The 12,274-nt window shown below is 70.9% G+C and carries 15 protein-coding genes; 11 read left to right on the top strand and 4 right to left on the bottom strand.

All coding sequences use genetic code 11. The annotated features are described in order from the left end of the window. Positions 1-53: 53 nt before the first annotated feature. Positions 54-1,280 carry an FAD-dependent monooxygenase gene (locus tag EDF31_RS03150; protein ID WP_131845122.1) on the top strand — a complete coding sequence of 409 codons (1,227 nt, stop codon included), beginning with the start codon at positions 54-56 and terminating at the stop codon, positions 1,278-1,280. Positions 1,281-1,288: 8 nt separating this feature from the next. Here EDF31_RS03150 and EDF31_RS03155 read toward each other — a convergent pair whose 3' ends face one another. Further along, positions 1,289-2,080, bottom strand: a complete 792-nt coding sequence (locus EDF31_RS03155; RefSeq protein WP_131845123.1) for an SDR family NAD(P)-dependent oxidoreductase — start codon at positions 2,078-2,080, stop codon at positions 1,289-1,291. A gap of 107 nt (positions 2,081-2,187) precedes the next feature. Here EDF31_RS03155 and EDF31_RS03160 point away from each other — a divergent pair, with 107 nt between their 5' ends. Then, positions 2,188-2,682 carry a MarR family transcriptional regulator gene (locus EDF31_RS03160; RefSeq protein WP_131845124.1) on the top strand — a complete coding sequence of 165 codons (495 nt, stop codon included), beginning with the start codon at positions 2,188-2,190 and terminating at the stop codon, positions 2,680-2,682. A 125-nt stretch (positions 2,683-2,807) separates the two neighbouring features. On the opposite strand, the gene EDF31_RS03165 is transcribed toward EDF31_RS03160, so the two are convergent. Continuing rightward, positions 2,808-3,203 carry a MerR family transcriptional regulator gene (locus EDF31_RS03165; RefSeq protein WP_123671325.1) on the bottom strand — a complete coding sequence of 132 codons (396 nt, stop codon included), beginning with the start codon at positions 3,201-3,203 and terminating at the stop codon, positions 2,808-2,810. A gap of 96 nt (positions 3,204-3,299) precedes the next feature. Here EDF31_RS03165 and EDF31_RS03170 point away from each other — a divergent pair, with 96 nt between their 5' ends. The 6 genes from EDF31_RS03170 (at position 3,300) to EDF31_RS03195 (ending at position 8,483) form a co-directional block, all read left to right on the top strand. Next, entirely contained in the window at positions 3,300-4,001 is a 702-nt protein-coding gene (locus EDF31_RS03170; protein WP_131845125.1) for an SDR family oxidoreductase, read from the top strand. Between the two features lie 150 nt (positions 4,002-4,151). Next, positions 4,152-4,610, top strand: coding sequence for a hypothetical protein (locus EDF31_RS03175; RefSeq protein WP_131845126.1), 459 nt, complete (start codon positions 4,152-4,154; stop codon positions 4,608-4,610). Between the two features lie 118 nt (positions 4,611-4,728). Further along, positions 4,729-5,427 carry a GAF and ANTAR domain-containing protein gene (locus tag EDF31_RS03180; RefSeq protein ID WP_131845127.1) on the top strand — a complete coding sequence of 233 codons (699 nt, stop codon included), beginning with the start codon at positions 4,729-4,731 and terminating at the stop codon, positions 5,425-5,427. Positions 5,428-5,439: 12 nt separating this feature from the next. Beyond that, complete coding sequence (locus EDF31_RS03185) at positions 5,440-6,156, top strand: GAF and ANTAR domain-containing protein (protein WP_131845128.1); 717 nt, start codon at positions 5,440-5,442, stop codon at positions 6,154-6,156. Positions 6,157-6,252: 96 nt separating this feature from the next. Beyond that, complete coding sequence (locus EDF31_RS03190) at positions 6,253-7,344, top strand: acyl-CoA desaturase (protein ID WP_131845129.1); 1,092 nt, start codon at positions 6,253-6,255, stop codon at positions 7,342-7,344. Positions 7,345-7,469: 125 nt separating this feature from the next. Next, positions 7,470-8,483 (top strand): matrixin family metalloprotease, encoded by a 1,014-nt coding sequence (locus tag EDF31_RS03195; RefSeq protein ID WP_131845130.1) that lies wholly within the window; start codon positions 7,470-7,472, stop codon positions 8,481-8,483. A 45-nt stretch (positions 8,484-8,528) separates the two neighbouring features. Here the strand turns inward: EDF31_RS03195 and EDF31_RS03200 are convergent, their stop codons facing one another. Further along, on the bottom strand, positions 8,529-9,179 hold the full coding sequence (locus tag EDF31_RS03200) for an SDR family oxidoreductase (protein ID WP_131845131.1): 651 nt from the start codon (positions 9,177-9,179) through the stop codon (positions 8,529-8,531). Between the two features lie 107 nt (positions 9,180-9,286). Here EDF31_RS03200 and EDF31_RS03205 point away from each other — a divergent pair, with 107 nt between their 5' ends. Then, positions 9,287-9,775 (top strand): DUF4126 family protein, encoded by a 489-nt coding sequence (locus EDF31_RS03205; RefSeq protein ID WP_123671330.1) that lies wholly within the window; start codon positions 9,287-9,289, stop codon positions 9,773-9,775. Positions 9,776-9,802: 27 nt separating this feature from the next. On the opposite strand, the gene EDF31_RS03210 is transcribed toward EDF31_RS03205, so the two are convergent. Continuing rightward, on the bottom strand, positions 9,803-10,348 hold the full coding sequence (locus EDF31_RS03210) for a TetR/AcrR family transcriptional regulator (RefSeq protein ID WP_131845132.1): 546 nt from the start codon (positions 10,346-10,348) through the stop codon (positions 9,803-9,805). Between the two features lie 90 nt (positions 10,349-10,438). Between EDF31_RS03210 and EDF31_RS03215 the strand changes: the two genes are divergently transcribed. Together EDF31_RS03215 and EDF31_RS03220 are read left to right on the top strand one after the other, a co-directional pair. Continuing rightward, positions 10,439-11,182 carry an SDR family oxidoreductase gene (locus EDF31_RS03215; protein ID WP_131845133.1) on the top strand — a complete coding sequence of 248 codons (744 nt, stop codon included), beginning with the start codon at positions 10,439-10,441 and terminating at the stop codon, positions 11,180-11,182. A gap of 113 nt (positions 11,183-11,295) precedes the next feature. After that, a complete protein-coding gene (locus EDF31_RS03220; protein WP_131845134.1) occupies positions 11,296-12,267 on the top strand; it encodes an NAD(P)-dependent oxidoreductase in 972 nt (323 codons plus the stop codon). Positions 12,268-12,274 lie beyond the last annotated feature (7 nt).

The raw sequence follows: 12,274 nt of genomic DNA on the forward strand, positions 1-12,274 counted from the left end.
GATGGTAGTCGTGTAGATTGCCAATCTCATTGGTAATCAAGATTCGAGGCAACATGTCGAGCGACCGCAAGCGCGTCCTCATCTCCGGTGCGAGCATCGCCGGACCTGCCCTGGCCTACTGGCTGCACCGGTACGGGTACGACACGACGATCGTCGAGCGCGCGCCGGAGCTCCGGACCGGCGGCCAGAACGTCGACGTGCGGGGTGCCGGGCGTGAGGTCTCGCGGCGGATGGGCATCGAGGATGACATCCGTGCCGCCACCACCGGTGAGGTCGGCACGCGGTTCATCGGCCGCTCCGGTTCGGTCATCGCGGAGTTCCCGGCCGGAACCACGGACTCGGGCGGCGCCACGGCGGAGCTCGAGATCCTGCGCGGTGACCTCGCGCAGCTGCTCGTCAGCCGGACCACCGACACCACCGAGTACCGGTTCGGCGACCGCATCACCGGCATCGCGGACAACGACGGCGGCGCCGGCGACGGCGTGACCGTGCAGTTCGAGCACGCCGCCGACGAGCGGTTCGACCTGGTGGTGGCGGCGGACGGCATCGGGTCGAGCACCCGGCGGCTGGTCTTCGGCGACGAGCCCGAGATCCGGTCCCTCGGCCTCGAGACCTCCTACGCGACGATCCCCCGCACCGATGCCGACGACGACTGGTGGCGCTGGTACAACGCACCGGGTGGTCGGTCGGTCACCCTCCGTCCGGACCCGCACGGCACGATCCGGGCGACGCTGTCGTTCGTGACCGACCGGACACGGGAGCGCGCCGGCTCCGAGCGACGGTCGATCGAGGAGCAGCGTCGCCGACTGCACGAGGTCTTCGCCGATGCCGGCTGGGAAGCACGTCGTGTGCTCGCGGGCATCGACGCCGCTGACGACCTGTACTCCGAGTCGATCGGGCAGGTCCGTGCGCCGCGGTGGTCCGAGGGTCGGGTCGCGCTCGTCGGCGACGCCGCGTACTGCGCCTCGCCGGTCAGCGGCATGGGCACGAGCCTGTCGCTCACGGGGGCGTACGTGTTGGCCGGCGAACTCGCCGCCCACGTCGACCACCGCGATGCATTCCGGGGCTACGAGCGCATCATGCGGCCGTACGTCACCCAGGCGCAGCAGCTGCCGCCGGGGGTGCCGCGGGTCGCGAACCCGAAGAGCCGGCTCGGGATCGCCGCGTTCGGTGCTGCGGTTCGGGTCGCCTCCACCCCGTTCATCGGTCGGCTCGGCGACCGCTTCTTCACGCCGCCGGCGGACGCGATCGACCTGCCGGACTACGCACACCTCGGCTGACGTGCCACCTACAGGAGCCCGGTCAGGACGCCGCCGTCAGCCCGGATCGCGGCGCCGTTCGTCGCGGAGGACAGCGGGCTCGCGAGGTAGGTGACGAGCGCCGCGATCTCGGCCGGGTCGATGAAGCGCTCGAGCAGGCTGGTCCGGTTCTGACCGATGATCGCGGCCTGCATCGCCTCGACCGGAAGAGCCTGCGCCTCGGCGATCGCCTCGACCGTCGTCGCGACACCGTCGGAGTACGTGGGACCGCCGAGGACGGTGTTGATCGTGACCGAGGTCCCACGTGTCTGCTTCGCGAGTCCGTTCGCGAGCGCGATCACCGCGGCCTTGGTCACGCCGTAGTGCACCATGTCCGCGGGGACGTTCACGCCGGACTCGCTGCCGATGAACACGATGCGACCCCACCCGCGTTCGAGCATCCCGCCGAGCAGGTGCCGCGACAGGCGGACCCCGCTCATCACGTTGACCTCGAAGTACCGGGACCAGTCCTCGTCGGCGATCGACTCGAAGGCGGCGAGGCCGAAGAGTCCGACGTTGTTGACGAGGACGTCGACGTCATCGAGGGACCCGAGCAGTCGGGTGACGTCGCCCGGGTCTCCGAAGTCGGCCGCGATGCCGGACACCGTGGTTCCCGGCTGGTCACGCCGCAGGCGATCGACGGCTGCTTCGACCCGGGCGTCCTCCCGGCCGTTGACGATCACGCGCATGCCCTCGGCCGCGAGTGCGGAGGCGATCGCGTACCCGATGCCCTGCGTCGATCCGCTGATGAACGCCGTTCTGCCTCGGAGTTGCAGGTCCATGGATCCTCCTTCGTCGTCCCGCGTCACTCGACCCGGTGACTTGCTTGAGCAAGTCACCGTACGGCCGTTTACTTGCTCAGGCAAGTCACCGGTCGTACGATGCCGTGATGGCACCGCCCGATGAACCACACGGCCTGCGCGGCGAACGACTCGAGATCTGGGCAGCCGTGGCGACGATGCTCGAACGGCTCCCCGTCGCCCTGGATGCCCAACTCCAACGAGACAGTGGCCTCACGCACTTCGAACTCGGGGTCCTCACGGCCCTCGACGCCGCGCCGGACAGGACCCTGCGGATGAGCACGCTCGCCGGGTACGCGAGCTCGACGCTCTCGCGACTGTCCCGCGCGGTGACTCGGCTCGAGGCGAAGGGGTGGGTGCGCCGCGTGGTCGACCCGACGGACGGCCGCTTCACCCTCGCGGTCTTGACGGATGACGGGCACGGCAAGGTCCTCGAGTCGACGCCCGCGCACCATGCCCTGGTCGAGCGCCTGGTGTTCGACACGCTCACCGAAACCCAGACGCGGCAGCTCGGGGTCATCGCGCGGAGCATCGGCGACGCAGTGGACGCAGCTCCGGCGTGGACGCCGCCTGCGACGCGCTGATCTGACCGCGCGGCGGTCGAGGGGCCGATTCCGCGACGCTGGCGGCGCTCTGGTCGTGACCAGATGACGGACGGGAGGCCCGTGGCGGACCCGCCACGCGCCTCCCGTCCGTCCCGCACCACGTCTCAGGCCGCGACCGCTCCGTCTGCCGGCTCGCGCAGCGCCGGGCAGTGCTCGGCAGTCGGGTGCTCGCTGATGGCGATGACCTCGTCGAGCCGGCCACGCGCGGCCTCGAGCTCCGCCATCTGCGCCGTGATCCGGTCGCGCTCGGCCACGAGCAGCGCGAACGACTCCGGCGTCGCGTGCCCGCTGTCCACGCACGGCAACAGCTGCACGATGGTGCGGCTCGGCAGACCGGCGGCGAACAGCTGCTGCACGAGCTGGACGCGTTCGACCGCCGGGGCGTCGTAGACGCGCTGCCCGCTGCTGGTCCGCGACGCGGTGAGCAGCCCCTGCTCTTCGTAGTACCGCAGCGAGCGCACGCTGGCGCCCGTCTCCGCGGCGAGGTCGCCGATCCGCATGCGGTCTCCGATCCTGGGCTTGCCCCTGACATGGATGTGAGGTCTTAGCGTAACCGAGCCGCCGCGGGAGACATCCGCGCGGCAGGAGGAGACACCATGGACATCGCTGGATCGGTCGCACTCGTCACCGGCTCGAACCGGGGCATCGGACGCCGCTTCGCCCTGCAGTTGCTGGAGCGCGGCGCCACCAAGGTCTACGCGACCGCACGCCGACCCGAGCTCGTGGACATCGAGGGTGTCGCGGCGCTGCCGCTCGACATCACCGACCCGGCGTCGGTCGAGGCGGCGGCCGCAGCCGCCGGCGACGTCACCCTGCTCGTGAACAACGCGGGCATCTCGACCACGGGCTCGCTGCTCACCGACGACCTGACCGACGCGCGCCGCGAGATGGACACGCACTACTGGGGGAACCTCGCGATGATCCGGGCGTTCGCGCCGGTGATCGAGCGGAACGGCGGCGGCGGCATCGTGAACGTCCTGTCCGCACTGTCCTGGTTCGTCTACCCGGGATCCGGCGCGTACGCGGCGGCGAAGGCCGCCGAGTGGAACCTGACGAACGCCGTCCGGTTGGAGCTCGCCGGCAAGGGGATCAGCGTGCAGGGGCTGCACCTCGGGGCGGCGGACACGGACATGATGGACGGCTACGAGGGGCCGAAGGTCGACCCGGCCGACGTGGCGCGGGCCGCGCTGGACGGCGTCGAGCGGGGTGCGGCCGAGGTCGTCGTCGACGAGTGGAGCAGCGCGGTGAAGGCGTCGCTGTCGCAGGACCCGTCGACGTTCTACGCGCAGTTCGCCTGAGCGAGGTGACGCCGGGGCGTGGTGGAGCCCCGGCGCTGGGCCGCGGCTGGGAGTGCTCACATCCGCGGGTCCCACACTGACGCCACGGTGTCGCCGTACCGAGTCCGAGATCCTCTCGAGCTCCCGCGGGGAGCCGCCAAGGGAGTCATCATGACGGACCAGTCCGAGGCGGCCTCGACGCCGCTCGCGCTCACGAGTGTGGTGGCCTCCGGCCTGCCCACCGAGCTCGGCAAGCCCACGGCGGCGAAGTACTACGACGTCCCGGCGGTGTTCAACCGCCGACCCGACGCAGCCGAGATGGCCGGCCTGCGCGGTGCCGACGGACACGCGCAGCTCGTGACGGCCGGCTACCCCGACGTCACGCTCGACGTGCAGGACCGTCGTCTCGTCATCGGCAACACGAACCTCGGACAGCTCGAACGCGGTCTCGCCACGGTCGTGGCGACGATCGTCGACGTCGTGAGCCGGGCGTCGTTGTTCGACAAGGAGCAGGTCCGTGACGCAGCCCGCATCGAGTTCGACGACCGCACCGCACGGGCCCGCGAGGTTACGCGGGCGGCGGAGCGGATCCACTTCGTGCCGGAGCCGTCGCACGTCAGCGCGGGTTGACCGTGTCCGCGCGGGTCGACGTGCCCGGCGGGCGACGCCCGCGGGGCACTGCGCTAGCGTTGCACAACGCGGGGACCGGATCAGCCCCGCGTTCACGGACCCGGACGGTTTCCTCGCGATGAACGACTTCACGACGGCAGTCTCCGCACTGCAGGCCGCACCCGACGGCACCGACATGTGCCCGCCGTTCCTGACGACGCTGCCCGTGACCGGGGTCGGCATCTCCACCCTCGGCAACCCACTCGGGTCGGCGACGGTGTGCGCGAGCGACGCGCGCGCCGCGCGGATCGACGAGATTCAGTTCGACCTCGGCGAGGGCCCGTGCTGGCAGGCGCTGACGACCCGCCGCCCGGTCCTGGAGTCCGACCTGTCCGGCACGACGAACACCGACTGGCCGCTCGCGCTCGAGGAACTCCTCCGCGCCGGGGTCGGGGCGGTGTTCTCGTTCCCGATGCGCATCGGGACGATCCCCGTCGGCGCCGTCGACCTGTCCGTGGACAGCGAGCGCACCCTGACCGTGGGGCAGATCCGCGGCGCCGTGGAGCTCACCGAGGTCGCAGCCCGTCGGGTGCTCCGTGGTGCCCTGCTCGCTGCGGCCGCCGACGGCCGTGCCGACATGGGTACCAGCCGCTACTCCCGACGAGAGGTGCACCAGGCGACCGGCATGGTCGCAGCACAGCTCGGGGTGGACGTCACCGACGCCCTCCTCGTGCTGCAGGCGCACGCCTTCGCCACCGAACGCACCGTCCGCGACGTCGCCACCGACGTCATCGCTCGCCGCATCGACCTCGCCCGGCCGTACGGTTCCGAGAACTGAGGAGCACGCACCATGGCACCGACCCGCGAGCGCCGGCTCATCGACACCTTCGTCACGCTGACCGACACCCTCGTCGACGAGTACGACGTCGTCGACCTGCTGCAGCACCTGGTCGACAGCGTCGTCGACATCTTCGACGCCTCGGCGGCCGGCATCCTGCTGGCCAACCAGCACCAGGAACTCGAGGTCGTGGCGTCGACCAGTGAACGGTCCAGCTTCGTCGGACTCCTGCAGCTCGACGCTGGCGAAGGGCCGTGCGTGGAGTGCTTCGCGACCGGGCGTCCGGTGTCCGTCAGTGACCAGGCGGAGATGCAACGCCGGTGGCCGACGTTCGCGGCCGCGTCCGCCGAGTCGGGGTACGCGTCGGTGCACGCGATCCCGATGCGGTTGCGGGACACCACGCTCGGGTCGCTGAACCTGTTCCGCGAGACCGAGGGTGCGCTCAACCGCGATGACGCTCTGGCAGCACAGGCCCTGACCGACGTCGCGACCATCAGCATCCTGCAGCAGCGGACCCTGCAACACGCGGCGCTGACGCAGGCGCAGTTGCAGCGAGCCCTCGACAGCCGGGTCGTGATCGAGCAGGCCAAGGGGTTCGTCGCGTTCACGCACTCGGTCGACACCGAGGCGGCGTTCGAACTGCTGCGGCAGTACGCGCGGTCGAACCAGGAGCGCCTCGCCGACGTCGCACGGGCCGTCGTCGAACGCCGCCTGGTCCTCCCCGCCTGATCCCGTGTGTCCCCGGTCCGGGCCGGCGTACGATCACGAGCAAGTCGTAGCCCCGGACCCCGGTTGCAGGCGCAGCACTGGATCCAGGAGGAAACCATGCGCGACGAACTGGTCGTACCGACGGGCTACCGGAAGACCGAACGACGGTCGCCTCGGACCGACACCACCTCGACGTACACCGCGCTGCTCGCGCAGGTCCGTACCGCCGGGCTGCTCGGTCGGCGCACGGGCTGGTACTGGGGCCTCATCGCCGTGCTCGCCGTGCTGCTCAGCATCACCGGCGGGGCGTTCGCCGTGCTCGGCGGCTCCTGGTACCAGTTGATCGTCGCGGGGGTGCTGGGCGCACTGTTCACGCAGTTCGCGTTCCTGTCGCACGAGGCCGCCCACCGACAGGTGTTCGCGTCGCACCACTGGAACGACCGGGCGGCCCGGTACGCCGGCACGTTCCTGACCGGCATCAGCTACGCGTGGTGGATGAACAAGCACACCCGGCACCACGCCAACCCGAACACCGTCGGCAAGGACCCCGACATCTCGTTCGACGCGATCTCGTTCCGGCCCGAGGACGCTGCCAGCCGGACCGGCTTCCTGCGTGTGCTCGTCCGCGTGCAGGGGTACGCGTTCTTCCCGATGCTCCTGGTCGAGGGCGTGAACCTGCACTGGCAGTCGATCCGCACGTACACGAGCCGTGGCCCGGTGAAGCGACGGTGGGCCGAGGGATCGGTCTTCGTCGGCCGGTTCGTGCTCTACCTGGGTGTCGTCTTCTGGTTCCTGCCGGTCGGCCTGGCCTTCGCGTTCCTCGGTGTGCAGCTCGCCGTGTTCGGGTTCCTCATGGGGATCGCGTTCGCGCCGAACCACAAGGGCATGCCCGTCATCGAGCCCGGCCGCCGCGTGGACTTCTTCTCGCGCCAGGTCCTGACCTCGCGCGACATCGGTGGCGGCGCCTGGGTCGAGTACTTCATGGGCGGCCTGAACCACCAGGTCGAGCACCACCTGTTCCCGAGCATGGCCCGGCCGAACCTGCGGGCCGCCCGGGACATGGTCCGGAAGTACTGCGCAGACCAGGGCGTGCCGTACACCGAGACCACCCTGGTGCACTCCTACGTCATCGTGGTCCGGTACCTCAACGAGGTCGGCCTGGCGGCTCGCGACCCGTTCGCGTGTCCGATGGTCGAGCGGCTGCGCTGACCGACCCCGACGGCTGGGCGCTTCCTGTCCTGTTGGCGCAGCGCTGGACCTGACGGGGGCTCATCGGCGAGCATGGACCCGATCAGGGACGGCGGGCACAGGGGCCCTCCGCGGGAAGGGCAACCATGCGTCCTGTCAGGAACACGCTCACCACCGGGGCGGTCATCGCACTCGTCGTCGGCCTCACCGCGACGGCGGCACCCGCGCAGGCGGCGACGCCGGGGGCATCGACGCCGGCCGCCGGTACCCGCTGCGCCACGGGGACGCTCTCGGTGCAGACGCTCCGGTCGGGGTGCACGGTCTCGTCGGGCACGGTCGCGTTGCCGGACGGCCGCACGTTCGCCGTGCCGGCGCCCGGTGAGAGCGTGATGGCGAGCAGCTCGGCGGCGCCGGGCGCTCCGGAGCTGGCGGAGGTCGTCATCGCGAACACCGGCACCGGCGGTGTCGCGGTCCGCATCGACGAGGCGTGGAGCGGTTCGGCGCCCGCCGTGCGCCGCGAGCAGGCGAGGAGCGCGGCAGCCAGCGCCGCCGCCAGCGCACCCGCAGCACCGGCCGCCACGGCCGCGGCCACCACCAAGTGCACCAGCACGGCCAACGAACGGAACCCGTACCGCTGGTCGAGCACGGTGAAGTGGTACTACAACGAGTCCGGCCAGAAGTCGTCGTACGCCAAGGACGCCCTGCGCAAGGCGGCGAACGCGTGGACCGGCACGATCGCGTCGTGCGACCGCACCGTGACCTCGTCGGCCCGGAACTCCTACGTGCGCCTGGCAACCCAGGTGCCCGGGCTCACCGACAAGGGCGCGTGCTCGAAGAGCAACGGCTACAGCGTCGTCGGGTGGGGCAAGCTGCCCTCCGGGACCCTCGGCGTGACGTGCGTCTGGTACGACGGCAACGGCATCGCCAAGGAGTCCGACCAGCGGTACGCCACCAGCTACAAGTGGAGCTCGACGACCACCTGCTCGGGCGCACGGTTCGACACCCAGGCCGTCGCCACCCACGAGTGGGGACACCTGTACGGACTCGGCCACGTCAAGACCGGGACCGGACAGGTCATGGAGCCGTCCGGCGGGTACTGCGACACCGGCTCACGCACGCTCGGGCTCGGCGACATGACCGGCATCGCAGCGATCTACTGAAGCGCGGCTGCGCGCCGCGCCCCGTCGTCAGACCGCGCCCCGTCGTCAGACCGCGTCGGCGCGCAGGAAGTCCGCGATCGGGGTCGATCCCGAGTTGAACCGGATGGTGCTGCCCGCCGTACCGGGGGTCTCGAGCACGTCGGCGATCACGTGTGCGACGTCGCCGCGCGGCACGTCGCTCGACGAGCCCGCCCAGTCGACCGAACCGGTGGCGTCGTCGTCCGTCAGGGTGCTCGGCGCCACGATGGTCCACTGCAGACCGGAGTCGCGCACCACGGCGTCGGCGATCGCCTTCGACTGCGCGTAGGCGAAGAAGTCGTTGTCCTGCGGTACCCCGTGGTCGAGCTGCGACCCGGACCACGACACCATGACGTAGCGGTCGACGCCGGCCTGCTTCGCACCCTGCACCGACAGGATCGCGGCGTCGCGGTCGATCGCCCACGTGCGGTCGACGGACCCGCCGCCGGCACCGGCCGACCACACGACGGCGTCGTGTCCGTGGACGAGCTCCGCGAAGTCGGTCAGGGACTGCTGCTGGATGTCCGCGACACGGGGTTCGCCGCCGTGGGCACGGATCTCGTCGGACTGGTCCGCGTCACGGATGACCGAGGTGACGGTGTGGCCGCGGTCGCTGAGGATGCGGGTGGTGAGGAGTGCGACCTTGCCGTGGCCGCCGAAGACGATGACGTTGCTCATGCGGCGGACGCTACTCGGGCCGGCTCAGTACCCGCAGTCCGTGAGGACCCTCGGAGCGCTCGCGGCCCGCGTGCGTACGGTCGGACCTGATCACGACTGGAGACACGATGAGCACGCAGCACGAGCAGCACACCCTGGTCCGCACCCTGGTGCTCGGCATCCTGAGCGGTGGCCGCAGCGCCACCCCGCTCGCGGTGCTGGCGCTGAACCACGACCGGTCCTCGCTGAAGGGGTCGTGGCAGGACTGGAAGGTCTTCAGCACCCCGCTCGGCCGCGGACTCCTCGTCGCCTCGGCCGTCGGTGAACTCATCGGCGACAAGCTGCCGATGACCCCGAACCGCATCTCCCCCGCCGGCCTGATCGGCCGCATCGGGTCCGGTGCGCTCGTCGGCGCGGCACTCGGCACGACCGGCAAGCGCGACCTGCGCATCGAGGGCGCGATCCTCGGCGGCGTCGGCGCGATCGTCGGGTCGTTCGTCGGGTGGGGTGCCCGCAAGCTCGTCGGCGCCACCACCCGCCTGCCTGACCCGGTCGTGGCGCTCGCCGAGGACGCCGCGACCATCGCCGGCTCCGTGAAGGTCATCACCGCCGACTGATCGGCGCGAGGCGGCGGGCGGCACGCCTCACCGCGCGGCGAGCACTCCGGCGGTCGCGAGCCGGACACGTTCCCGGGCTCGCTCTTCGTCGTCCCCAAACCGGTCGACCCCCCACGACACCGTCGTCAGCAGTTCGAACACCGCAGCGGCCTCCACCGCGGACGCGGTTCCCGCCGCCCGAGCACGATCGAGCAGCTCCGCGGTGCGCGCGGTGAGTCGAGCGCACAGCGTCCGGATCGGGGAATCCTCGTCCTCGATCGCGTCGGCGATGCACGAGGGCAGGTTCTGCCACACGCGCAGCTGCCACGTCAGTCGGAACATCCACTCGCGCAGCGCCGAGTCGGCGTCGAGGGCATCCAGTCCCGCCGAGTCTTCGATGATCGCGCGGACGCTGTCGTCCATCACGGCCGCGAGCAGGTCGTCGCGGGTGGGGAAGTTCCGGTAGAACGTCGCGTTCCCGACCCCGGCGCGGGTGGCGATGCCGTCGATGGGCGCGAGTATGCCGTCGGCTTCGAACACCTCGCGCGCTGCGGCGAGGATCGCGTCCCGGTTCCGCTGGGCATCGGCACGCATCTGCACTCCTGGCTTGACGTAAGTGGGGACCGTCCCCACATAATGATGCGGGGAAGTTCCCCGTTTCGTCAGCCTACCTCAGGAGTGATCATGTCCAACCAGCTCGAGAACCGCACCGTCCTCGTCACCGGCGCCAACGGGGGCCTCGGAACCGAGTTCGTCCGGCAGGCGCTCGACGGTGGTGCGCGCCGGGTCTACGCGGCGGCTCGCTCGCCGCGAGCGTGGGAGGACGACCGCGTCCAGCCGCTCGTGCTCGACCTCACCGACCCGTCGTCGATCGAAGCCGCAGCCGCGGCGGCGCCGGACGTCGACCTGCTGGTGAACAACGCGGGCATCGCGCCTGTGGCGGACGCCTCCATCGCCGCACCCTCGGACGAGTCCCTCGAGCGGGTCTTCGCGACGAACACCTTCGGCACCATCCGGATGTCGGCCGCGTTCGCACCGATCCTGGGGGCGAACGGCGGTGGTGCGATCCTCAACGTCTTGTCGCTCGCCGCGTGGACCCCGATCCCCACCGTGTACGCCGCGTCGAAGGCGGCTGCCTGGTCCGCGACCAACGGGCTCCGGGTGGAACTCGCACCGCGGGGCACCGCGGTCACGGGACTCATCGTGGGCATGGTCGACACGGCGATGGGGGCCCGGTTCGACGTCCCGAAGTCCCGCCCGGAGGACGTGGTCGCCCAGGCCTACGAGGGCACCGTCGCGGGTGTGTTCGAGGTCCTCGCCGACGACGACTCACGTTTCGTGAAGAGCCTGCTGTCGGAGCCGGCGGAAGCACTCGCAGCCGCGACCGAGGCAGCGATGCGTGCCGTCGTCGCGGAGCCCTCCGCGTAGCGGGCAGAGGCACGGCGCCGCACGCGCTTCGTGAGCAGGAACGGTCGGGTCGCCCATCGGCACCCGACCGTTCCTGCTCACGATCCGAAGCGGCTCGGCCTACCGTGTGCCGCATGCGCATCGTCGTCATCGGAGCCACCGGCCACATCGGCACGTTCCTCGTCCCCCGCCTCGTGCGCGCCGGTCACGAGGTCGTCGCCATCAGTCGCGGCACCAGCACCCCCTACGCCGACTCCCCCGAGTGGCAGCGGGTCGAACGCGTCACCGCGGACCGTGAGCAGGAGGACCGCGACGGCACGTTCGGAACGCGGATCGCTGCGCTCGACGCCGATGCCGTCGTCGACCTGGTCTGCTTCACCGAGTCGTCAGCCGCCGCCCTCGTCGAAGCGCTCCGCGGCACGGGCACGCACCTCGTGCACTGCGGCTCGATCTGGCGCGCGGGTGCATCCCGTGTGCTGCCGATCACCGAGGACGACTTCACGCCACCCTTCGGCGACTACGGCGTGCAGAAGGATGCGATTGCCCGGATGCTCAAGGAAGAAACCGCGTCAGGGGGTTTGGCGACGACGACGCTGCACCCGGGTCACATCAGCGGTCCGGGCTGGATGCCGATCGGTCCGCTCGGCAACCTCGACCCGTCGGTGCTGACGAGGTTGTCCGCCGGCGAGGCGATCGAGGTCCCCGGTCTCGGCGCCGAGACCATGGCCCACGTGCACGCGGACGACGTCGCGCAGGCCTTCCAGCTCGCCGTCGAACACCGCGAGGCGGCGGTCGGCGAGGACTTCTTCATCACGGCCCCGACGGCGCTCACCGCGCGTGGGTACGCCCACCTGGCAGCGTCGTGGTTCGGCCAGGAGGCCCGGCTCGAGCCCGTCAGCTGGGACCGGTTCCGCGAGACCACCACTCCAGAGCACGCTGGCGCCAGCTGGGAGCACCTGTCACGCAGCCAGGTGTTCAGCGTCGAGAAGGCCCGCCGTCTGCTCGGTTACGCGCCCGGGTTCACCGCCGAACAGACGGTGCTCGACGCTATCCGCTGGCAGGTCGACCACGACCAGCTCGAGGTCGCCGGCCCCCTCCTCGTCTGACGGATCG

This window comes from Curtobacterium sp. PhB142 (genome assembly GCF_004341255.1).
In the GTDB taxonomy this organism is placed as follows: Bacteria; Actinomycetota; Actinomycetes; order Actinomycetales; family Microbacteriaceae; genus Curtobacterium.